At 53.9% G+C, this 23845-nt stretch carries 21 protein-coding genes; 2 read left to right on the forward strand and 19 right to left on the reverse strand.

The features are described from left to right. Window positions 1-8 precede the first annotated feature (8 nt). The 15 genes from xrt to QPL96_RS06265 form a co-directional block, all read right to left on the reverse strand. Window positions 9-1577 (reverse strand): exosortase, encoded by a 1569-nt coding sequence (gene xrt, locus QPL96_RS06195; protein WP_303286330.1) that lies wholly within the window; start codon window positions 1575-1577, stop codon window positions 9-11. A 63-nt stretch (window positions 1578-1640) separates the two neighbouring features. Beyond that, entirely contained in the window at window positions 1641-2771 is a 1131-nt protein-coding gene (locus QPL96_RS06200; protein ID WP_303286332.1) for a GNAT family N-acetyltransferase, read from the reverse strand. Further along, the gene (locus QPL96_RS06205) at window positions 2765-3808 is read right to left on the reverse strand and encodes a hypothetical protein (protein ID WP_303286334.1); all 1044 of its coding nucleotides are present in this window, start codon (window positions 3806-3808) and stop codon (window positions 2765-2767) included. Before QPL96_RS06205 ends, QPL96_RS06200 begins: the two co-directional genes overlap by 7 nt. A gap of 53 nt (window positions 3809-3861) precedes the next feature. Further along, complete coding sequence (locus QPL96_RS06210; protein ID WP_303286335.1) at window positions 3862-4737, reverse strand: glycosyltransferase; 876 nt, start codon at window positions 4735-4737, stop codon at window positions 3862-3864. Between the two features lie 31 nt (window positions 4738-4768). Beyond that, window positions 4769-5653 (reverse strand): glycosyltransferase, encoded by an 885-nt coding sequence (locus QPL96_RS06215; protein ID WP_303286337.1) that lies wholly within the window; start codon window positions 5651-5653, stop codon window positions 4769-4771. Next, window positions 5650-7611 carry an asparagine synthase (glutamine-hydrolyzing) gene (gene asnB, locus QPL96_RS06220; protein ID WP_303286339.1) on the reverse strand — a complete coding sequence of 654 codons (1962 nt, stop codon included), beginning with the start codon at window positions 7609-7611 and terminating at the stop codon, window positions 5650-5652. The genes QPL96_RS06215 and asnB overlap by 4 nt, the downstream gene beginning before the upstream one ends. Window positions 7612-7614: 3 nt before the next feature. Further along, window positions 7615-9129, reverse strand: a complete 1515-nt coding sequence (locus tag QPL96_RS06225) for an oligosaccharide flippase family protein (protein WP_303286341.1) — start codon at window positions 9127-9129, stop codon at window positions 7615-7617. After that, a complete protein-coding gene (locus tag QPL96_RS06230) occupies window positions 9126-10256 on the reverse strand; it encodes a glycosyltransferase family 4 protein (RefSeq protein WP_303286342.1) in 1131 nt (376 codons plus the stop codon). Before QPL96_RS06230 ends, QPL96_RS06225 begins: the two co-directional genes overlap by 4 nt. Window positions 10257-10281: 25 nt before the next feature. After that, the gene (locus QPL96_RS06235) at window positions 10282-11658 is read right to left on the reverse strand and encodes an O-antigen ligase (protein WP_303286344.1); all 1377 of its coding nucleotides are present in this window, start codon (window positions 11656-11658) and stop codon (window positions 10282-10284) included. Then, window positions 11651-12664, reverse strand: a complete 1014-nt coding sequence (locus tag QPL96_RS06240) for a polysaccharide deacetylase family protein (RefSeq protein WP_303286345.1) — start codon at window positions 12662-12664, stop codon at window positions 11651-11653. The genes QPL96_RS06235 and QPL96_RS06240 overlap by 8 nt, the downstream gene beginning before the upstream one ends. Next, entirely contained in the window at window positions 12661-13830 is a 1170-nt protein-coding gene (locus QPL96_RS06245) for a glycosyltransferase (protein ID WP_303286346.1), read from the reverse strand. Before QPL96_RS06245 ends, QPL96_RS06240 begins: the two co-directional genes overlap by 4 nt. A 54-nt stretch (window positions 13831-13884) precedes the next feature. Continuing rightward, a complete protein-coding gene (locus QPL96_RS06250) occupies window positions 13885-14766 on the reverse strand; it encodes a glycosyltransferase (RefSeq protein WP_303286348.1) in 882 nt (293 codons plus the stop codon). A 344-nt stretch (window positions 14767-15110) separates the two neighbouring features. Then, window positions 15111-15761 (reverse strand): RES family NAD+ phosphorylase, encoded by a 651-nt coding sequence (locus QPL96_RS06255; protein ID WP_303286350.1) that lies wholly within the window; start codon window positions 15759-15761, stop codon window positions 15111-15113. Beyond that, a complete protein-coding gene (locus QPL96_RS06260) occupies window positions 15761-16402 on the reverse strand; it encodes a hypothetical protein (protein ID WP_117617296.1) in 642 nt (213 codons plus the stop codon). The genes QPL96_RS06255 and QPL96_RS06260 overlap by 1 nt, the downstream gene beginning before the upstream one ends. 287 nt (window positions 16403-16689) lie before the next feature. Continuing rightward, window positions 16690-18333 (reverse strand): hypothetical protein, encoded by a 1644-nt coding sequence (locus QPL96_RS06265; RefSeq protein WP_303286353.1) that lies wholly within the window; start codon window positions 18331-18333, stop codon window positions 16690-16692. A 95-nt stretch (window positions 18334-18428) separates the two neighbouring features. Between QPL96_RS06265 and QPL96_RS06270 the strand changes: the two genes are divergently transcribed. Further along, window positions 18429-19100 carry a hypothetical protein gene (locus tag QPL96_RS06270; RefSeq protein WP_303286355.1) on the forward strand — a complete coding sequence of 224 codons (672 nt, stop codon included), beginning with the start codon at window positions 18429-18431 and terminating at the stop codon, window positions 19098-19100. 26 nt (window positions 19101-19126) lie between these two features. Here the strand turns inward: QPL96_RS06270 and QPL96_RS06275 are convergent, their stop codons facing one another. Beyond that, window positions 19127-19456, reverse strand: a complete 330-nt coding sequence (locus QPL96_RS06275) for a hypothetical protein (RefSeq protein ID WP_303286357.1) — start codon at window positions 19454-19456, stop codon at window positions 19127-19129. A gap of 30 nt (window positions 19457-19486) precedes the next feature. Next, window positions 19487-21328: an NAD(P)/FAD-dependent oxidoreductase gene (locus QPL96_RS06280; RefSeq protein WP_303286359.1), complete on the reverse strand. Its 1842-nt coding sequence runs from the start codon at window positions 21326-21328 to the stop codon at window positions 19487-19489. Window positions 21329-21624: 296 nt separating this feature from the next. On the opposite strand from QPL96_RS06280, the gene QPL96_RS06285 reads away from it, so the two are divergent. Then, a complete protein-coding gene (locus QPL96_RS06285; protein WP_303286361.1) occupies window positions 21625-23088 on the forward strand; it encodes a hypothetical protein in 1464 nt (487 codons plus the stop codon). Window positions 23089-23165: 77 nt separating this feature from the next. Here QPL96_RS06285 and QPL96_RS06290 read toward each other — a convergent pair whose 3' ends face one another. Both QPL96_RS06290 and QPL96_RS06295 read right to left on the reverse strand, forming a co-directional pair. Next, the gene (locus QPL96_RS06290) at window positions 23166-23516 is read right to left on the reverse strand and encodes a type II toxin-antitoxin system ChpB family toxin (RefSeq protein WP_303286363.1); all 351 of its coding nucleotides are present in this window, start codon (window positions 23514-23516) and stop codon (window positions 23166-23168) included. Next, window positions 23513-23770 (reverse strand): AbrB/MazE/SpoVT family DNA-binding domain-containing protein, encoded by a 258-nt coding sequence (locus QPL96_RS06295; RefSeq protein WP_303286365.1) that lies wholly within the window; start codon window positions 23768-23770, stop codon window positions 23513-23515. Before QPL96_RS06295 ends, QPL96_RS06290 begins: the two co-directional genes overlap by 4 nt. Window positions 23771-23845 lie beyond the last annotated feature (75 nt).

The following is a 23845-nucleotide window of genomic DNA, read 5'->3' on the forward strand; positions in this document are numbered from 1 at the left end:
TGATCGCGCTACTCGTGGCTACTCGTAAAAGTGTCGTAAAAGTGCCGATCAATCTGGCTAACAATCACCGGCAGGGTATTTTTAACCAGGCCACCCACTGCGACTTCGCCATCACATTCCTCGCACGCCACACCGAAAATAACCAGGGACGCGTCCGTGCGCGCGCTGAACAGGCTCAAAACCTGGGCGAGCTTTGCGCGCAACTGGTCCGTCTCCCACAAACCGGAAACATAATATCCATAAGCCAGGTGGACTCGCTTGCCGGAAGAAAAGCTTCGCAGAGTCACACCCTGAAGAGGAATACCTGAAGGCGACGTTACTTTGAAGAACCGCTCTGGCATCCAGTCATCACGGTCGTAAATGCGGTTCCAGTACTGCACAAGCTCCGCCCTGTGGCGCTGATTCTCGTAACTGTACACACCCACAAACAACTGCTGCTCGGGTCCCGCCTCACCGGTAACGGTCTTGCGATCAAACAGGGTCTGGGCGAAGACCAGGTCCGGGTTCCGCATTTGCGGCCGCCAGCCGCTCAGCCGGTTTCCGAATAGCGGAGCGTAGCGTTCTTCGTTCAGGCTGAAGTCAAACGCATCCGGCGACGGCTTTATCTGCCCTGCCGACGATGGAAGCAGGACCCACATAATAACAGGCAGCACCGAAGCCACCAGAACGCCAATCCAAAGCCGCCGGTGGCTTTTTTTACCGGTGGCATCCGGTGCGGGTTCGCCCGGCAACCTCTGCTCTGCTTGGCTCAGCTCCAGCTTGCGCCCAATGAAAAATAAAGGCACCAGAGCAGCCGCAAACACCCACCAACCGAAGTTATCGTGATTCCGAATCAGGCTGGTTTGCATGTTCGTCTCATAACCCATGTAGATAATCACGAACACACGAATCCAGTTGGCCAACAGCGAAAACAGGACAGCTATCAGGAAAAACAGGACACGGGAACGCAGGCGCCGGAAGTTCAGCTCACCGTAAAGTGCCGCCAGTGACTGCCCTACCAGCAGGTAGCGCAAACCAGAACACCCATGGGCCACTTCAAAGGCACCCACACCGATGAGATAAACAAATACTCCCTCAACCTCAAACTCAATGTCGAACAGGCCCAATAACAACTGATTGATCTCGACCGTAATCAGTTGAAGCGTCCAGGACAGGTAATCCCAGACCGGCACCGCGAAGATAAGCACGCCGACAGGAATAATGAACGCCTTCACCTGCCGCCAACCCAGCAGGATGGCAAGCGCACCCAGTAACAGGGGAACAACCGTTATCTCCTGCAGTGCCTGCAGGCGCATTATATCGCCCAGGCCATACGCCATTAACGCCAGGGCAAACGGCACCAGCCATAACGGGTAAAAACCGGAAACAGGTGATTCCCGTTTTATCGTCCTTACTACCAGTACAACGGAAACCAGCAAAAGCAACCAACCGTGGGAGTAGGATTCGTCAAACTTGAACCAGCGGCTGACAATACCCTCAACGGTGGGCCAGATAAGCAGGAAAAGGGCACCGAACAGTACAAGGAACGGAGATACCGCCCGGATCAAACCGCGAAAACGAATCCTTTCAATCGTCATACGCCTACATCCCTTACCCGCTGGCCGCATTGTGCCTGCACACAGTGGTTTTCACCACGACAGTCACAATCCTACCCTACGAATGAAGGCTCTCGCCACAAACGGTGGACTGGCCGCCTGGATGCCGTACAAAGCCTTGAGCAGTGGGCTGCGAACCACCTGAAAGGTGGAGAAGTGCACGGCTTCCCCATGAAAATGGGACTTATAGAACTGCTTTTTCCCGGTTCCGGCCAGCAAGTCATAAGCATTCGTAGCCCGGTGGCTGAACGCAGCTTCAATGGCGAATCCCAGGTGAAGATAACCCAGGGACACCTTTGTGTTGAACTCTTCGTCATACCCAGCCTGCAGATTATACCGGCAGCCGCGAACCAGTAGATCGTACAGCACAGAAACACAACGTCCGTTGAAAAGGACCAGGCTCATAGCCGGCTCACCATCACACAGGTGCAGCCTCTGCAGGAGCAGGCGATGAAATCTCAGCGCCTCCCTGTCGAACGCCGGTTTCCCCCAGCGATTCCGGTGAAACCCATTCAGGCGCTCAAAAAAGTCCTCGTCACGACCCTCATCGTAACCAAGAAAAACCAGCTCCCCCTGCTTTTTCAGATATGCCCTGCGGTTAAAGGCTTTAAGCCGGGTATGCTTTCCAAGCCCGTCCAACCAGTCACCAAAGCGGCCAACAGTATTGATTCGGATGCCTGTATCATCGGTGCGGTGAATGGTCCGGTAACCTCTTCGCTCATCAAAGCCCCCGGCTCTGAGGTTTTCCAACCGATCATCGGGCACATCAGAACAAACCAGCTCATCCCAGCCCAGTTCCTCCAGCGCCGGAATAATCGCCGCTGTGACATCACTCTCATAACCCCGGCGGGCAATGATTCCGCAATACTCCGTACGCACCGTTGGTGCAAGCCGCCAGGCGTTCCCAAGCATATAAAGGCGGGCCACACGAATCCCCGCTGGCGTCACCAGAACCCGGCGGCAGAAAGGCCCAATGCCAACCAGTTTGCCCTGCTGATCAACCACACCCAGCAGCACCAGTTCCATACCCAGAACCTGGGACCAGGTTTCCCACCAGCTATACAGCCAGGGCCAGCTCATAAACAGAGGGTTGGCATCAGATGCTTCAAGGCACATCCGCCATTCCTCCGCCATGGCGGCAAAGCCTGCTTCGGAAACCGGTTGGACACTCAGCATGGTGCACGCTCCACGGACGACATACCTTGCACGGTTTCCGTGGTATAAAAATCACTGGCGGCCTGGAGGAACTCGCCATCGGAGTCACCGGCCATAATAAACCAGGCAGACGATCCAGCAGAGTGCTCCGCTCCCGGTTCATAGATATAGAAACGTGGCCGGCCCCGGAGCTGAACGAACCCTTCAGCCAGAAACGATTCCGCCAGTTCCGGATCCGAGGTAACCGAAAACACCTGATTTGCATGGGGCCAGTGCCGGACCGCTGCCCCCACAAGGGCACGCTTCAGTGGCTGGTTCCGGGCCGGACCGCAATAATCGACAATACGCAAAGTGCCCCGGCTGAAGCGGGTAACCAGTGTTGCCACCAGCTCATCATCCTGCCAGGCACAAACGAACCCGTACCGGCCCAACGGATGCCTCTGATAACGCCAGTCAAGGTAGGCAAAGTCTCTTTGAACAACCCTTCCATAGCCCGGTGCACAACGCTCCCAGAGCGCATCAACCCGTGCGCTTTCAGGAAGCCTTGAGCGCACATGAATGCGCAGCCCGGCAGCACCGGATACAGGGGAAAAGGCCATCCGCAATCTGTTCAGCCACTGGAGACCGCTCAACAACCAGCTACGAAGCCCGTTGCGCTGGCGGAGCATCCTGTAGCTTCTAACCGAGTCGTCAGGCACCCAGCCAAGGTGACGGAGTACTTTACTGGCCTGATTACTGATTCCAAAAGCCATAATCACAGGCGCCTTGCCATGCAGCTCGTGCTTGATGACACTGCCCAACCCCTGCCCACGCCACTGCTCAGCGAGGTAAAAATCACAGCTCCATAAAACCCTTATCGCTTCTCCCCGGTCGGTTACGCGCGCGGCCATCACGCCGTTGAATCCGACTACTGCGTCCTTGTCGTCAACCAGCACAACCGGCGTGAAGGGCAAACCAAAAGGATTGGACTCAAACTGCCACTGCCACAGTTCCGCCTTGTAGGGCACGTCCCCGAACAGCCTCAGCACACCTTCCCGGTATTTCGTCTGCCAGGGCACACATCGGGGCATCCTGCTACCCGCAGGCACCGCACTTAGCTTCGTACCCCGTGTCATCTTCGGGGCACCGCAACGCGATACAGCGCTCGCCAGACAACCGGATCCAGCGGCGCATAACGGAGTGCCCCGGCAATGGCGCCGACGGCCTTGCCACGCTCACCGGCACTGGCAAAGTACCTTGCCTTGCGACAATTGAAACGGGCCAGTCCCCAGCGGCGTTCGCCCGGAGACAGAACCTCACCATACCGCGCCAGGAATTCCTGGATAATCCGCTCGTTCGCGGCAAACCGCCTGCGCTTATCGGATGAAATCTGATCCGCCATCACCCGGTACGAGGCAACAATGCCGGGCTCATACTGGTAACAGTACCGGGCGGAAAACCTCAGCCACAGCTCATAGTCATCAGCAACACCCACCGAGGTGTCGAAACCACCCATCTCATCAAAGCACCGCCGCCTCACCAGCGCCGTGGTAATACTCACGCTGTTGTCAGCCAACAGATACCGCGTGATCCGGCCGGAATAACGCTTCATGTTCTCAAAGCTGATAACCTTCCCCTGCTCATCAATCGTGGCCTCATCACCATGGACGATATCAACCCCGGGATTTGCCTGGAGAACAGCCAGCTGCTTCTCCAGTTTGTCTGGCGCCCAGACATCGTCAGAATCAAGAAACGCGATACAATCCCCCGTCGCCTGCTTAAGGGCGAGATTACGGGCATGGCTCTGGCCCTGGTTTTTCTGGTAGACATAACGAACTCGCCGGTCAGCCAGAAAGGGCGCCAGGACATCACGGGTATTGTCGTCGGAGCCATCGTCCACAATGATCAGTTGAAGGTCCCCGAAGGTCTGAGACAGAACACTTGTCACTGCGTCCGGCAGGAACCGGGCCCTGTTGTAGGTGGGCGTCACCACGCTAACGGTCGCCATTGCAACCCCCCGATGCCATTCCCGACACCGTCTACTTCAGCAGAACAGCGGCAAGGCTGCGCCAGGAAGCACGACGCAGAGGGAGCAGCCGAAGTGCCTTTACCATCTCTGCCAGTGCCTGGCTCCTGAAGCCATGACTTGCCAGGTAGCGAGCCTTCCTGCTGTGAAAAGCAGCAAACCCCGAATCGAACTCCTGCTCTGACATGGCATCCGGAAATTCCTGCCTGAAATCGGTAATGATCTGCCAGTTGGAATCAAAACGCCGGGTCTTGTCCGAAGAAATCTGATCGTCCATTACCCGATAGTAGGCAAGGAACTCGGGAACATAAAGAAACCGGAACCTGGCTGAAAACCGAAGCCACAAATCATAATCATCGGCAACCCGACGTTTACCGCTCATTGCACCGAGTTCGTCAAAACACTGGCGCCGGGCCATTGCCGTATTCATGCTCACGCAGTTATCACAAATCATATACCTGGCTATATGGCCCGAATATCGCCTCATATTCTTTCGGGAAACTTCCTGACCCTTCTCATCAATAACGATGATATCCCCATAGATCACATCGTAATCCGGATGCTGCCTGAAAAGGCTAACCTGATGCTCCAGCTTCTCAGCGGGCCAGTAATTATCAGAATCCAGGAAGCACACCAAGTCGCCCTTTGCCTCGGAGAGGGCAAGATTACGGGCAACGCTCTGCCCCTGATTCTGCTGGCGGAAATAGCGGACCCGGGAATCCGCCAGCGCGGGCTTCAGCAGATCCCGGGTGTTGTCTGTTGAACCGTCGTCCACGATCAGCAACTCGAAACTCGCGTAGGTCTGGGCCAGAACACTATTAACGGCCTGCTCTATAAAATCAGCCCGGTTATAGGTTGGGGTGATAATGCTCACGAGAGGATTGGTAAGCGTGCTCATTTTTTCACTCCGGAACCAATTTGGAGTCCCTGTTCTTTCAGCCAGGCCTGAAACATCAAAATGCCCCACAACTCAGAACTATAGTCTTCCCTGCCGGAAAGGTGTTCATTCCAAACCTGCCGGACCATGTCAGGCTTGAAGTAACCCTGCTCACGCAGTCGGTTCGGTTCCAGTATCTCTTCCGCCCATTCCCGCAAAGACCCTCTCAGCCAGGCCGAGACAGGAACCGCAAAGCCCTGTTTCGGCCGGTCAATCAATTCCCTCGGCACATGGCGGTAAAGGACCGACCGAAGTACCTGCTTGCCGACATTGCCCTGCATATTAAGAGACGCGGGCAACCCCATGGCAAACGACACTACCCGGTGATCCAGCATGGGAATGCGGGTTTCCAGGCTGCAGGCCATGGCGGCACGGTCCACCTTGGTCAGGATATCGTCTGGCAGATACCAGTTCAGGTCCCGCCACATCAGCGTTTTCAGGTCATTGTCCGGCACCCGGTCCGGAAGCGGACCTGTTAGCCCATAACTGCCCTCGCCCGGTTCCACCAACGCTATGGCCGGGTCTGGCCAGATAGAAACAGACTGGCGATAGAAATCTGACAGGCTTTGTGAAGAGGCAACAGCCTTGGCTCGCGCCAGGCGTAACCGGATTGCTTCCAAACTGCGCCCCCTCTGGGAAGGCACCAGGTTACGAATGGCCCAGGCAGTCAATTCAGGCGGCAGCTGACCGGAGAGTGCTTTCAGGCGGGAGCCAAACGAGCGGCGACGCTGCCACCCACGCAATATGCCCGGATAGCGGGTGTACCCGCAGAACAGCTCGTCACCACCATCTCCGGAAAGTGCCACGGTAACATGCCTGCGAGTCATCTCGCTGACCAGATACGTGGGCAACTGGGACGAATCCGCAAACGGCTCATCGTAAACCTGCGGCAAACGCGGCACCAGATCTCTTGCGTCCTGCTCTGTCACATACAGCTCAGTATGGTCCGTACCCAGGTGCCCTGCCACTGCAGCCGCATGCACGGCCTCGTTAAACCCGTCCTCGCGGAAACCGATACTGAACGTCTTGACCGGGGTCGAAGCCTGCTTCTGCATCAGGGCCACGACTGTTGAGGAATCCACCCCGCCCGAAAGAAAAGCCCCCAGCGGCACATCAGACACCATCTGCTCACCGATCACTTTGGCGAGCAGTGCTTCCAGATGATCTGAAGCCGTCTCTCCTGTCCAATCGTGAGACTCAACAAACTGATCCTCAAGACGCCAATAACGAGAGGGTTCCGGCAGCTGCCCCGGCTCAAGGCGCGCAAGGTCAATGGCAACAAACGAAGCAGGCAGAAGCTTGAAAATACCGGAGTAAATGGTGTGGGGCGCAGGAATCAGGTTATGACGGACCAGCAAAGGCAAGGCGCCCCGATTAATTTCGCCCTGCCATTGAGGGTGTTGTTGCAGCGCCTTGAGCTCCGAGCCAAAGACCAGGCTACTGCCCTGCCACCCGTAGTACAGCGGTTTTTCCCCCATACGATCCCGGGCCAGGTACAGCCGCTGTTCCTGCCGGTCAAACAATGCAAAGGCGAACATGCCGGCGAATCGCCCGAGTGCAGCCTCCACGGTCCAGGCCTCGAAGGCGGCAAGCATTACCTCCGTATCCGAATGGCCACGGAAATGAGCCCCATCAGCCAGCAGCTCCTCACTCAACGCCTGAAAATTATAGATTTCACCATTGAAAGCGATCACAAACCGGCCCGAAGCCGACACCATGGGTTGAGCACCAAGGGGTGACAAATCCAGAATGGATAAACGACGGTGGGACAGGCCAACGGACAAGGCATCGTTGAGCCACACTCCAGCGGCATCAGGCCCGCGATGGACAATAGCGTCACCCATTTGCCTGAGAGTTGTCTCGCAGGAATCCCTGTTGATGTTACGGCCAGTTCCGGTAAAACCTGCAAAACCGCACATTCTTTAATTCCTTCCCAGCCTGCGAGACAGATACTCACCAATGTAATCCCGTTCTTCCCTGTTCAACACCAGAAACCAGAACCCGGCAAGCCAGCCTAAACCGCCAAACACCACACCGGCCAAAATCCCGGAGTAAGAATCGTATACCCACACATGACCAATGCTGAGCAGGATCACCGCCATGATTGCGGCAGGAGCCACCCCAGGCAGAACGGCCGATAACAAATACTGGCGTACTGGCAGATCGAGATGCTTACAGGTGTACCGCAGATACATCGGCACAAAAATAAGCCCTGGCACCACCGACGCAAAGGCGACCCCCTCAAGGCCAAAAGGATGCACCAAAATCAGGCTAAGGGTGATATTCAACAGCGCAGCCAAGGGCGTAAGCTTCGCGAATATACCGTGCCTGTCAATTGCGGTGAGATAACGGCTGGCAAACGGATTGATGAACGGGAAAACGGTGAAGAACACCAGAAAGACAATAATCAGTTCCGCTTTTTCACCAAACTCCGGATCGAGCCAGATGGAAATGAATGGCACCCCCAGAATAAGCACACCAGTGCTCATGGCCAAAAGGATGCTCACCACGTAGCGTGACGACATGAGAAACACCCGGCGGATGGTTTCGTTCTCCTCTGTGACACTCAATCCACTGAACAGGGGCATGAAGGCATGGGTGAGTGTCCACCCGAGACCCCGTATGTGCTGGGTCAGGTTGGCGGGAATACTGTAAAAAGGCACCACCGCCGGACCCATAATCAGCCCAATCACGAGTACATCCGTGGCGTTCTCCACACGTGTCGCAATACCCTGAATGAAGGACTTGAAACCAAAAACAATCAACTCCCGAAGCCTGGCCCCTGAAAAATTGGCGGGCCGGGCACGAATGGCGCCATAAGCCGGCCTGGAAAGAATCCACATGAATAACAGGTATTTGACAGACAGACCAAGGGCGTTAATGCCGGCCAGTAACACAAGCCCGTTTTCCGGCGATATATAGAGGTATAAAAGTGTTGAACCGACAATTGAATTGAAAATAGTAATGTTGTTTTTAAGATAATACTTCTGAAACCCTTCAAGATAGCTCTCTGCCACATATCCCGGAAACGAAATCAGCAAGTATGCACCGATTAGAATCAGAAACAGGGCGTACTTCTGATGAGGTTCACCCTGTGGCGCCAAAGACCCCGAAAACCAGACCCCCCAGAATAAGAAAAAGAGAAATAGCAGCACCCCGACCACCGCCATGAACGCAATGGCGGACATGTAAACCGACTGCAAAGCAGTTTCATCCTTCTCTGCCAGATGCCGGGAAGCAAAACGGCTTATTGCCGGGCGCAGTCCAAGGTCCAGAATCCCCATATACCCGACAACGGCCCCGACCATTTCCCAGAGCCCGTAATCGTATTTGCCAAGGTTATATACAAAGATCGGGGTCATCACGAAAGTGATCGCCAGTTTGACGAGCATGACGAGAACGTTAGACCCTGTATTGACCAAAAGGGTACGGATCACCCCGCTGCTCCCCGGCTCTCAAGCACACGCTCAAATACTTGCTTCAACTTAAAAGCGGTAATGCTGACATCAAAACGCTCAGCCGCCGTTTTTCGATATTTATCGAATTCCGCCTTAACCTCCGACTGCGCCGATTCAAATCTCTCCAACTGTTCCAGTAAGCCGTCTACCGAACCAACACTGAAAACCAGCGTGGGGGAATCCGCCACAACCTCATTCATGCCGATACAGTTAGTGGCAATCAACGGGCGCCCGGATACCATCACTTCCATGGGCAAAAGCGGGCAAGCTTCCCATTTTGAAGGCATAACCACGGCATCCACACCCCGAATCGCCGCTGCCATGGAATCGGTTGCCGGGAAGAAATGGAAAAAGCCGCCCAGGCCCCGGCGTTCAATATCGGCCTGCTCTTCCCGGATGAATCCGCCCCAACCAAAACAACAAACGTGTAAAGGCCGGTCGGGACGAGACTCATTCCAGCGCTCAAGCGCACTGACCAAAAGGCCAAACCCTTTCTGGGCCATGAAACGGCCAAAGAATCCCACAACCAGGGCATTTTCGGGAATCGAAGCCTCGGCTCGCAGATCCCTTGAGTCATCCCCTAGGAATGCAAGTGTTCTTATACCATTCATAACCGCGACAACCTTTCCCTTTGCGGAAAGAGCAGGGAAAGTCGCACGGAAATTCTCCGCCGCGTCCTCACCAACCGGGTTTACCAGATTTGCCATGGCGAACAACCGGCCCATGACAAATTTCTTTAGCTGGCCAAGCCGGCCCCTGAACTGAGCGGGCATGAAGACATCGTGGGTGGTAATCACGTGAGGAATGCGTAAAAGCCACAAGGGCAATGCTGCTATCAGCCCCGCGGTAAATCCATGGGAGTGAACCAGATCCGGCCGTTTCGTGACAACCTCCCGGATAAGAGCCACCAGCAAGGCGATCAGGCGCTCGGAAGTCTGGGAACTGACACTGACATTTTCCAGGGGCGCTACCAGAGATTGCAGCGCGTCAGACCCGGGCGACACCAGCCTGAAAGAATGGTTCTTTAACGCCTCATCACCATAGACATAATAGAAGTAGGTTCTGATTCCCCCACCAGGATGCCGGGCAAATACAACGACTTGCATCAAAATTCCTTTTCTGGAGGCACCATCAGCGCCTTCCAGGCAGATCGACCAGATTACTGAAACGGTTTTTGGTGGACCCTGGCATTGCCGGGGCTTCGGCACCACCCGGAACAACCAGGCTCAGTTGGGTTAACCGATGAAAAACAACCACGGCGCCGGCAAACAGGTACCAATAATACTGAGACAGACCCCAATAATTTGAACTGTATACCACGTACATCCAGAACACCGCGGTCATCGCCTTGTTCAGATTCACATAAAAAGGATCAAATTCATGATCAATGGTAAGTTTATTATTCTCTGACAACCCTTTGTATACCTTGAACAGAAACCGAAGAAAGAGGAATGCGCCAATAAGCCCGAGCTCGATCAGCAGCTCGGCATACAGATTGTGGGAAGCCTGGCGCTTGCCCAATATATGTGTTTTTGCCTCCGGTGTAGTGCCCAGCCCATGCCCCACAAGCGGCCGCTGGAATCCCAGCTTGAACTCCGTCAACATCCCCTGGATGCGTCCATCCGCTGATACCGCGTTGGATGTCTCCGACTCCCCCACTAATGACAGATAGCGATCCTTTTGCTGGTCTGTCATTACCTGCCATCCCGCCATGGCCACCAGAATTGCAACAACAATCAGGCTGAACTTGTGGCTCGACTCCTTGAACACAAAAAAAGCGACCACCAACAGGGCAAGGAAGGCGCCCCGCGATTGAGTGAGAATCAGCGCATAAAGCATTGGCGGCATCAACAACAGATAAAGAAGCCTGGCCTTAAATCCGGATGTCCAGAGAAGATAATGAAGAAAGGGTATTGCGGTAACAATCACAAAGCCCAACTCATTCGGATTAATCACATCCGATGGTGCACCTGCCAACCTTTGGGAGAACTCCCCACTGCCAAGGTAGGTCCCGCTGCCCCAGTATCCTTCGGTTAGATTCAAAAATAAGGGTTCAAACACCCGGATTAACTGGCAACCAATAAAAACCAGCAGAAAGATCTTCAGCCGATGGTTTGAATCCACTAACAGGACGGTAAAGAAAAAGAACGTGATCGCTTTTATAAAGTCACTGAGATTATTCTTAACCACACTCCCCGGCCACTCTACCAGCGGCAATGAAACGGCAAGGTAGATCAACAACGCCAGCAACGAAGAAACAATCGGATCTTTTGACCAGCCTTTGAATTTTTCTCGCTGCATAAAGAGGCTGACAGCAATTATCAGCGCCAATAACAGGGTTGGCCTCAGTAACCCGTAACCAGGAATACGCTGCGAGAGATGCAGAAAAAAATCGATGAGATAATAAATAAACAGGCCAAAGGTAAACGAACTGGCCTGAACCCGTGCCGACACTCCGTGCCCGTTATGCTGATTTGCCGACCCCAGTCTTAATGCCCCGCTACTCATAACGCGTTTCTCTCTGGGCCTTGCGCAATTTCATCCCTAACAATTCAACACCTGACACTGCCTTCAGGAACTGAAATTGATCGGATGAGCTGGCGTGACGTCGCATAGCGTATCTCTGCTGGTGCTCCTTGCTATCAGCAAAGGCCACCGCGGCACATGAAAAGCCTGCTTCACGAATCAATTCAACCTGCTCCGCAACAAAGTCATCCGGAGTGCCATTCGGGTAGCAAAATGAACGAACTGACTTACCCAGGTGCTGCTCCAGCGCCTGGCTACACCCCAAAATTTCATAACGGGCCTGCGCCATGGTTACCCTTGCCAGTGATGGATGAGTGACCGTATGCCCTCCGATTTCAAGCCCTTCGGCCTGCATTTCTTTTAGCTGCTCCCAGGTCACCGCCCGGTATCCCTCCGGAGCGGACACTGGCAAATCGACGTTCCAGGTCCTGGCCATCGCGGCAAGGCATTCTGATTTTTCCGCATTATCAACCTTGAGCAAAACCTGGTTAATGTGCCAGAAAGACTGCTCAAACGCGATTGCCTTTAACGGAGTCTTAACACTAACCAAACCGAAATCGAAACTGTTTTCGGATTCCGGAGACCGTTCCAGCAGGTAACGCAGTTGATCCGGCCACAGCCACAGGTCGCCATTCACAAAATCGGTGGTTACGTAAAAGGTCGCCGGGGCTTTGTACTTTTTCAGTATTGGCCAGGCCACTGAATAGAAATCTTCGTAGCCGTCATCAACGGTTATCGCAATGCTGTTTTGGGGCAGCGTCTTACCCTCGTGCAGCGCCAACGCAATGCGTGACACGGTTACCGGATTAAAGTGTTTGGAGATGTAACGCACCTGCTGTTCAAACTCATCGGCACCAACATGTCCGGGATGCGGTACCTGAGAGAAGCGATGATACATCAGAATACGGGGGCGACTCGCAGTGATAGTGCGTGCCACGGCATAGCCACCAAATTCACCGGCCAGTTTAATCAATCCCGAAATATTCACCGAACCTCCACATCAGGCGCGCCCAGCCGGCTCGACAAGACTCTGGAATACAGGGCTGCATGGGAGTCAATCATCGTTTTCAGGCCATGCCTGCGGTGGGCTTTCCGGTGGCCGCACTCGCCCATTTGTTGTGCGGAACCATCTTCATTGCGCAGTATACATACCAGGTAAGCAGCAAGTTGCTTGATGTCCCCCCGGGGGAACAAGTATCCGGAAACGCCGTGCTCTACCGCTTCACTATTGCCCCCGACATTCGAAGCGACCACGGGCAACCGGGCCTGCATGTATTCAACGATTGCATTGGAGTAACCCTCTGATTCGGAGCAAAGCAAACCGGCGTCCATTGCGCGGAGGATATTCCTGACGTCAGAACGTTCTCCCAGAAAGTGCACATAGTCCGCGACGCCAAGAGAAACAGCTAACTCGCGGTATGGTTCCTGGTTTCCCCCACCAATCAGGACCAAATGGCTATCCGGCACTGAATTGCGAACCGTGCCGATAGCGTTGATGGCATCGCCGATGCGCTTTATCTCCCGCAGATTGGCCACCAGCACGACAAATCGACCATCCACAGGCAACCCAAGACCGCTGAGGATCGAGGATCGTTCTTCAGGCGTCAGGGGCGATAACTCGTCAGTTGACGCAGAATAGCCGTTATAGATGACCGAAATTCTGGCAGCCGGAACCCCCTCCTTTTCCGCTGTAACCTGTTTAACTGCCGCACTGTTGGCAACAACGCCACTGACAAAACGGGCAGTCCGCCTTAACACCCAGAGGTACTTTGGCGTGTACCAATACCCCATATCCCTGCGGGAGATTAACGTAGGTATGCCCACAAGTGAAAACACCGGCGGGCAGATAACCGATGAATCGTTGAAAAACACGTGACACAGGGCGAAGCCCTCTCGCTTTTTTCGCTGCGCAAATCGAAACATGGCCAGCCACGTCTTTAGACTGAACAACCTGGAGGTCCCCAACACCTCTGTCTTGCAGGGCATCTTCCCTGCCTCAACATAACTTGAGGGCCGAAGCACCAGAAGCTCAGGCTGGAACTGACCGGCAGGCAGGTTTGAGAGCAGTTGCAATAGCTGCCCCTCTGTCCCGGCATGGGAGCTGGTAAACTGGTCAATCACAAACAGAATACGAACTGGACCTTCCTTTTCCATAGTACCCGCCTTTTCCATAGCACCTGCCTTTTCCATAGTACATGACCCAACCGCTCAATGTGCTTTTTCTGCACCAAATACAACGCTCATAGAGCGCACGGGGTCACCAAGGCCGGCTTTGAGCAAATGGACAATCGCGGTCGAATAGCGCTTTTGTTGCCAATAGACCTGCCCAATCCTGAAATACAACAGCGCACGCCGTTTCCGGATGGTAGACCGCCGATAAGGATATCGTGCCGCCGCACGACGGAGAATTTCAAACCCGGTTTGCCAGCGCCTTTCCAGGCCCAGGTTACTGATAGATGCGCCATGTTTTCTATAATAGAAAACCGTCCCTTTCATAAAGGCAAACGGCGCAGCTTCTGCAATTCGAACCACCATGTCATGATCCTGGCTGGCACGGAAACCTTCTTCAAAAAATCCAACCTGATCGTAAACCGATTTACGCACCATAGCGCCGCCCGGCAAGGCCATGTAGCAATCCAGAAGCAAGCGGTTCGGATCTCCGGGCTCCACATGCTCGTCGCCTGGAATGGGGAATAACTCCCGACCATCTTCTGAAATTGCCATGGCTTGCCCGTAAACCATGCCGACTTCAGTGTTATTTTCCAAAAACTCAACCTGCCTGCTCACTTTTTCCGGGTGGAGCAGGTCGTCGCTATCAAGTATCGCAATATAACTACCGTTAGCCGCCCGCAAACCAACATTCAGTGCCGCGGACTGCCCACGGTTACTGTGATTTTCATGGGTTAACAACGTCAGTTTACCGGCAGCCTCATATTCCTGCAGGATCTCGAAAGTGCCATCGGAGGAGCCATCATCCACAACGATGTACTCAATATTCCCATAGGACTGGTTGAGCACTGATTCGACGGCTTCGCAAATAAACCCGGCCCGGTTATAGGCGGGCGTGATAACTGTCACCAAGGGTTGCATACCACCACCTGTTTGATTCGGAAAAGCATAAGCTGGGTAAGCCGATTCAACTGGCTGACAGCCCAAGCCCGAAACTCCTCCCAGGAAACACGCCAGAGACCAGCACTCCAGGCCCACAGATACGCACCCGCCAACCATTATCCGGCCAAAGCTTGGACACAAGGTAAACAATTCTCGCCATGATCGCCATCACAGCCTATATTGGCGCCCGGAATGATCCGTAACTTAACGAATGCCACTCTTATGAGTCTGGATATCTGAGACGGCCAAAATCAAACCAAAACAATCAGTGCCCCGTCTGGGCAATCCGCTAATCTTCTGAGCCCCTGCAAGCAGTGTTCGGGTCAGGGGTCGACCACCGGGTAGCCTATAGCGTCAGCGGTTTCGAGAATCACGCGTTTCAGGGCCGGGTCAGACAGCAGACGATGGACCAGTGGGTGGCGGGGCATGAAGGCCGTGCTACGCTCCCACAAGGTAATTGCAGGCTCATTGGCATGCATGGACGAGGGATAGATGATCCCATGCGCCCGGGGGTACGCCTCATATAGCCGCTGAGCCCAACGCTGGGCCCGGGGTCGTGGCCCGGTGTTGATCGCCATGCTGGCGCCGATCTGGGTTGCGAAGGAACCGCGTAAATCCAGCAAGGTCAGTGGCGCGGTGAGAGCAAAAGCACTCAGAACAGGTACCCCGTCCTTTCGATTGATCTTCCGGGTTCCCTGGAAGAACTCAGCCAGGCAAGTAGGAATGGCCCGGGGGCCGATGGCGCCGTAGAGGACTCCTCGCTCACCATTACCCGGCTGGCCAACTTTGTTTCGCAAATGGTGGTCGAAACGGGACGACGTGGGACCGAAATACCGGAAGGTATTCCATGACACCGGATACGGCCCTTCGGTGCGAAATACCCGAAAGATCTTCTCCCCGGCCTCCAGATTGACGGTTTGAGGCGGGATGCTTTTCAGTGCGTCGACATCTGGCGGCTCTGGAAACTTTGCCATCAGATATCCCTGATCAGGCTCAGGACAGGCTCAGCCGGGTACCCGGCGATCAGCCAGTCACGGGGAGACAGGTTTTCTTCCAGTTCGGAGCTCCATAGGTCGTTGTTCACCTGCGTCATGAACTGCTGAACTGTGACCGGGTGTGCCTGGGGGCTGAGGGTCTGGAGTACCAGCCGCAGATGGGGGATTACGGAGCTCTCGACAAACTGCCAGCGCGGAAACCACGCTTTGCTCCGGGCCCCTTTGAAACTGTACAGCCCCGGGTTGCCCGGGTTGGTGAGTTGCCGCACCCTGGCAGCTGAGATACCTAGCAGCTCGGCCACAGCTGAGGCGTACAGCGAGTCACGCTGTAACTGCTTGAATTCCAGTTGGAGCCGCATGACCGCGAGGCGCCGGGACCTCGCCAAGGCGCCGGGGGATGTGTCATCAAGGCCGTAGGCGCCGCCCTCCCGGAGAATCTCAATCTCAGCGGCCGTGAGGCCATTGGCCTGATCGTGAACCGCTGCTTCGTTCCCGGACCGGAGATCGGTCGCCAGCGCATGGAGCATCTTCTCAATGTCCGCCTTATTGATGCCCGCATTCCCCAGAGCCTGCAGGTCCTGCGAGTTGACGTTGATAGTGGTATCTGGCTCGGCGGTCATGGTATTAACCTCATACACTGTATGCATGTGTTAATTATAGGCCGCACCCCACAAATAAAAAAGGTCCTCTTCATCATGAAATGCAGTGCCAAGTGCCAAGTGCCAAGCAGGGATATACCACACGTACCTACACCGAGAGGCGCAAATCGTGGAACGAGCAAGCATCTTTAAAAGCAACAAGAGTCAGGCATTGCGGCTCCCAAACCCCGTAGCCTACCCGGACACCGTGAAACAAGTGGGTATTGTTATCCAGGGGTTGGCGGTTGTTACGAACAACACGAAACAGTTTAAAAACGTGCCGGCGATACGCCTGGCAAACTGGGTAAATCATTCAATTCAATTATTCCGGTGGACAAGGAGGTCACGCTCACCGGGCTGACGGTTAATCTGAAACGGGTGTTATTTAAAGGTGTCAGGGGGGCAAGTTTTTTCCAGCGGTTTGACGTGTCTGAATACTCCCCGTTTACCGCCCCCCGCAAACCCATATTTTCCAGGGAAACATCGATGTCGGCCTCGAAATCTCCATTATTGATGATGACAAGAACCAGCTCGTTGTTCCTGTTGCTGCGAAATGCGACCACTTTGACAAGCTTATTGTCTGATACGGCATCAATCCGCAATAAACCCGGGGTAATCCAGCGGGCAAAGTGGCCAATGGCATATCCGATTCCACTTATATGAACTTCCGATGTTTTCTGGTCGATGAGTACAATATGGCTGGATTCACTGAAAAAATCGATGCCTCTCTGACTGAAATGTGCATCATGACTTTGCCTGTCCCACATGTCATACATCGCAAAATAAGCTGATGCATTGGCATAAACCAGTTCATCATGAATATGGTTGGCACGAGCCCGCAGGTTTTCCGGAGAACCGAACGGATAATCAGCGCGGCCCGGGCCCTCGGAGGTCTCTGTCATCCACACCGGGATGTCATAACGGGCGGCGAGTTCATAAATTCGCTGGCGAACCCGTACCTCCTCGTGATCCGGCAGCCCTCTCCCTGATGTCTGCAAAATACGCCGGACACTGGAATAAGCAGAATCATACGGATAAGCGTGATAGGCCAGCGCACCGATATGGGAGCGCGCGTCCTCATCGGCAAGGATGGACTCGATTGTATCGATGGACTTGGCAACGGTCTCTTCCGCGGGAACAATGAACCTCGTGCGTGCGAACCCCTCCGCACGCAACCGCTCACCAGCGGACTTGATAATATCGACTACTTCCTGCTTAGAGCCACCACGCAGTTCCCGGTTACCGCTCAGAGGTTCATTAAACAGGGTAATCAGCCGGGGGGCGGCCCCGGTTATTTCCTGCCAGTGCGAAACACCGGCCGCCACATATTCCGCGACTTCCTGAAGATAGCGGCTGTAATCCCTTTCGCGCAGTTCCTCCATCCAGCGCAATTCCCGTCGCATGTCTATCTTGAGGCCAAGCGAATAATTACTGAAGCCATAGGCTCTTGCAGGACGTACAAGCAGATCGTGCATCGCGTTCGATGTTTCCCACTGAAAACCATCCTTGTTGACAAGCATGGGGTCGTTGTTGTCATTGGCCGGCTCCAGCCACAACTCCAGGCTGCCAAGCGTTAGCCCCACGTCGTGGTAGACCGCCTTGATGGCCTGATGCCTCAACGTTGCCCCCAGCATGTCACGCGGCCCGTTTGGGGTCAGCATAATCCCGGCAAGGGTTGTCGCGCCAAATCCGGCCATTTCCTGGTATTCGATGGCGTTGTCTATTCGCACGGTGACAGGCACATCCATTTTCCCGGAACCGGTTTCCAAAGAAGCGGCGAAGCAGGCACCGGAAATCAGGAAGGACGCGATGATTACGAACCGAAGGAAGCCTGAAAATTTCATCCGGCCCGATTTTTCGGGACAGGCATGACTGTCATTTTCATTATTCTGCCTTTTGGGCTCAATCAACATGTCAGTACGCACCAGGCTGGCATGGCGGAGAATTTTTCTGCTTCTGAGACACGTGTCCGAGTAGTATAATCCCCGTGGGTTTCACGTAGGAAACTTTGACATCGATGACAGGCGGGTTAATGGGCTTCATGAGATGGGCAAGGCATTTGTTGCTATTCACAGTGGCATTCGCTCTGGTTTACGCCTTTTGCCAACGGCTACCCGACAAACCACTTATGCAGGCGCTCTCGATTGGCACCGCTTACACAAGCCTTCTCTACTTCGCTGTTACCCTGTCTATCGGGCCGGCGAACCTGATACGCTCCAGGCGCAATCCGCTGTCAAGCCTTCTGCGGCGGGATCTTGGCATCTGGTCCGGTATACTGGCCCTCGCGCACACCATCACAGGATTGCAGGTCCATTTCAAGGGCAGGCTTATCCAATATTTTATCTACCCGCCAGATGAGTCGCACGTCCTTCCCTTCAGAACCGATCCGTTCGGGCTGACCAATTATATCGGGTTGATTAGCGCACTTATAATGATTGCGCTCCTTTGCCTGTCCAATAATCGCTCTATCCGTATACTGGGTGCGTCTTCCTGGAAAAAATGGCAGCGCTCAGCGTATTTTCTGGTGCTGGCCATACCGATTCACGGTCTGATCTATCAGTTGCTTGAAAAACGCATCGGCATCTATACCCTGCTGTTGCTGGCAACCACGCTAGTCGTCATCACCATGCAAGCGTCGGGCTTTATACAGCACCGGAAACTCAAGGCCTCGCGCCAGTAAACTGAGGGGATCGGCGCTGCCGGTTCTCAGCGCCGCCGATAGATAACGATACGGTTGTAAATGACTGCCAGCACAAAGCCGGCGATGGCGCCGCTCAGCGCACCGTAGAAGGCCCCGACCACCGCACCGGACCAGGTGACGCTATAACCCGGGAAGAAGTTTGCCAGCAGGCCCAGTGTCGGCCCAACATGTTCCGACCCTCCTGTCGGTCCCAGGATGATCAGCCAGGCGGTTGCCACAAACAACATCAAGCCACCGACGGTTCCGAAGGTCACTGCCATCACAGACGCCCGTAAACGGGCAATAGCCTGACCAATGGCTTTCCATTCATCCTCTGAAAAATGCTCTTTATTCATAATAACGGTACCTCTATCCCTGTCTGAACATTAGCCGATTGATCCACCCAGCGCACCCAGGCGCCGGAGAAGTTTGGCAAGGTGTATCGATACGGTGACATTGATGGCCACAGCGATGATGAATCCGATAAGATAGCCGAATACCGCGCCCCAAAGAGCGCCTATTAACGAACCGGCCCAGGTGACATCATAGCCGGGGAAATAATTGCCCAGCAATGCCAGGGTCGCCCCGACATCTTCGCCTCCTTTCAAAAGCAGGCCTGCGGTCGCCAAAAATACCACGAAGCCGAGCATCGTACCGAGGGCTCCGCCCAGGGCGACCGGATCGTATTTTGCGAAGGCGTCGTTGAGAATTTCTATCGGAGACGCTTCCCGCACCCGCTGCGGTACGAGACGTTCACCACTCGCACCCTGACCCTTCTCAACATGGGCTTCCTCGTGATACTCCTCTTCCACATTGACGTCCCACACATCATGATTCGCGCCGAGGATGTTTTCCGCCGCATACATGGCAGTGACCATTGAGTGATCCTGATTGTTGTAGCGATGCTGGCCGTTGCGCCCAATCAGGTGCAGGTTTGGGATCTTGTCAATGTATTCACGAATGCTATCGATGTTTTCCTTGTAACCATGGTCATAAACCGGATAGGCCTTGGGCATTCGTATTACAACACCATCTATGACCTTATCAGCATCAATCAGACCCAACCGGGCGGTTTCCTTCTTGCCCAGCTCGATGAGCGCGTCGTCATCTGCGGTCCATAACTCATCACCTTCCTGGACGAAGTACTCCAGACCAATACAACTGGTTGACTTGTCCGGAATCATGTGTGGGCTCCAGTTGCCGAAATTCTGGATGCGACCCACCTGCACGTCCGGCGAGTGGATGTAAATCCAGTTATCCGGGAAGAGTTCCGGAGAATCGACTATCAACCCCACCGTGAGAAAATCACGATACCTGAGGCGGTTGGCTGCCTCCAGCGCTTCCGCCGGCGGCGCAGGATCCATAACGTTGAGCAGGTCCTTAATGGGCATGGTTGAGATAACATGCTCGGCATCGAAGCGTTCCTCATTGCCCTTGCCATCGGCCACCGTCACGCCAATAACTTTTTCGCCATCGCGGTGTATTTTTTTCACCTGGTGTTCCAGGCGAACCGGGTGCCCCCTTTCGTCCAGAATTTCGGTCACACGCTCCCACATCTGGCCAGGACCGAGCCTGGGGTAGTAGAACTCCTCAATCAGTGTCGTAATCTGATTTTTGCCGGTCAGAAGCTTAGGAGCGAGCATCGATAGCGCAGCTTTGCCCAGGTCCAGATTCTTGATGCGCTGGGCCGCCCAGTCAGCCCCTATTTCAGTACACTTCATCCCCCACACTTTTTCGGTGTAAGTTTTGAAGAACATTGTAAACAGCCGCTTACCGAAGCGGTTGGTTACCCACTGCTCAAGATTTTTTTCTTCCCGGGAGGGAAATGCCTGCGCTTTAAGATAACTCAGCCCGACCAGAACGGACTCCGTTAATCCAACATTGAGCAACGCATTTTTTGGCTTCAACGGATAATCGAAGAACTTGCCTTGGTAATAAATACGCGACAGACGCGGTCGTACCAGGAATTCGTCCGAAAGAATATCCATCCACCAGTTATGAACCCTGTCCACCTTGGTGAAAAACCGGTGACCACCAATGTCGAAACGATAGCCCTTGTAATCGACCGTGCGTGAAATCCCGCCCACCTGCTGGTCCATTTCAAAGACTATCGGCTCGACCCCGGCCCGTGACAACTCCAGAGCGGCGGTCAACCCGGCCGGACCACCGCCGATGATTGCACAGCGAATTTTGCTATCTGTTGAGTCCATTATTTCTGTTGAGTCCATCATTTTATCTTCCCGGATTAAATAGCTTCTCTGTTTCCAACATATAACTGATCATCTCCTCACTAGCGCCAGGGTAAACACCGGTCCGGAGGCCGCCGCCCGTATGTCAGTTGTAGTTCATGTGATTCTATCCTACCATCTGCACGGAATGTTAATGCTGGCGACATGTTTCCGCCTTGCCTGGGATCATACCGATGGATGCTGCGCAGAGCTATGAGAAGGTTTTCAATACTCACTGATGGCTGGCAGGATAGGCTTCCGTCCAAACACCAATCCTTGATACAGGCCAGATCTGAATGTCCAGGGTTCTCTTCTCCGTAGGCGTCATCCAGGTTTTTATTATTCTGACCGGAATGATACGGGCCAAAGTCCTGTCCATCGTCCTCGGTCCGGCAGGCTTCGGGATTATTGCGACAATCGACCAGATCGTTCTTACCGTGGTAACAGTGGGCGGTTTCGGCATTCCGTTTTTCTCGCTGAAATTCATGTCATGGGCGCATAGTGAGGGAAACCTGCGTTTCCAGACCGTGTTTTCCAGCTTTCTTTCAGGGCTATTCCTGCTCTCGATATTGACCACCACTCTGGTTATCGGTATCACCCTGTGGCATCCAGCCATCTTTGGTGCCGAACTTGTTCCTTACAAGTCGTTCATTCTTGTGGCGCTGCTGAATGTCCCCGCCTTGATGCTGGGTATCTTTTTCGTTCACACACTGGCGGCAGCCCAGATGCCATTGGTAAGTTCAACCCTGAACCTTACAGTAACATTCGGCCTCGCGTTTGCGGCGAGCAGTGGCGCATGGCTTCTGGGTATGGATGGCATTTATATAAGTGTGGCCGTTGCCGGCGTTGTGACTACACTCGGATCAATTTTTTATATCAAGAAGAAACTGTCGTTACGTGTTAGTGATCCTTCAGCGGGCATCCTCAAGGAGTTACGACGAAACCCCGAAATCATCCCCTTTTCCCTGTATGGTCATGTCGCATTATCTGCCTACGCAATCACGATGCTGGTAGCGCGCTACGAGGTTTTTTCGACCATGGGCGAGGCCCAGGCTGGCTTTCTGCAGGCTCTGTTCGGGATTTCGCTTGCGTTGGGCGCAATATCGGGCCCGATAAATATTCTCTATCTGGCACCCATTCTGAACCGTAACATTTCGAACGAAGAAAAATTTGACAAAGCCCACGAATTCCTGAGTTTGATGATCGTCATCATCCTTGCGCTTTCCCTTCCCTTTTTACTATTCCCCAATCTGGCCCTGACATTATTGTATTCATCAGAATTCAGACCTGCATCTGGTTATATCTACCTGTTTGTTTTCTGGCAAAGCATGTATGTCATAGTCAATGTCTACCGGCAACTTCTGGTAGGACTCAATGATGTGAAATTTTTTTCCATCAGCACATTGGCCTCCTATGTTGCGGCCGTTCTGGCTACACCATCCCTGGTTGAGATGTTCGGGCTTCCCGGTGCCGCATTCGCATTGTCCTTAAGCGTGTTATTAAACGGTTTGGTAATCCCACTCAGGCTGGCAGCCAAATTTCACTCAGGCATTCCCTTCAGCCTTTGGGTGCGGATTATTTTCTGCCTTGGCGTTACCATAATAACAGGACTGGTATTCTCGAATGTTGAAGAGTTCTCTGTTACGGGCTTTTTGGCGAGAGTGTTGTATGTCGCATTGCTGGCGCCCCTTCTCTGGAAATTACTGCCGGAGGAACAAAAAAGGATGGCCATCGATACAATCACCCGAATGAGGGCCTGAGAAACGGTTGGCAATGAATAAACGATCAGAAAAAGCGAAGCCTGCGTTGACCGTCAGGCATTTATCGAACTATTTGATCAGTTTTCCAAAATTGCTGTCAGTCGCGCCAGAACTTCATCAATGATTTCTTCCGGTACTCGCTCAACCTTCTTTGCCCCCCGCCCCTGAAGATCAAGGGATCTCACCGCATTTACCAAAACCACACCCTGGGTTTCGGTTCCGGCTCCAGTCAGCGGCACCGCAAAACCCTGGAACCGGGCAAAATTGCCACCCTGCGTTACAGGTGCAACAAGAACCGTTCCGAGCCTGTTAAACTCAACAGGCGAGATAACCAGACAGGGGCGATAATCACCTTGCTGCTCTCGTCCCACGGTAGGGTTAAGGCTTACGCGAACAATATCTCCACGTTGGAACGCAGGGCGCCTCAAAGTGCCTCCTGGCCAACTGCCGGGGCTTTATCCCAGTCACGCAACTCATCAGGGTAAGGGGCGTTTTCGTCGCACTGAGCTACCAGCTCGCTAAGCTTGTACTTTGGCCTGACTTTGCAGGGCTTGATAACGATCTGATCGCCCTGCACATCAATTTCAACGCTATCACCTTCGTTCAAGTGCAGTTTTTCACGAATGGCTGCTGGCAGGATTGCCCCGGCACTGTTGCCAATTTTCCGGATGGTGGTTCTCATCTCGACCTCGAATGTTATAACGCCGTCTGAACATCCTAGCTCAAATCAGGCCAGCGTTACAACACTGTTATAACG

The organism is Marinobacter sp. SS8-8, from assembly GCF_030540945.1.
GTDB lineage: Bacteria > Pseudomonadota > Gammaproteobacteria > Pseudomonadales > Oleiphilaceae > Marinobacter.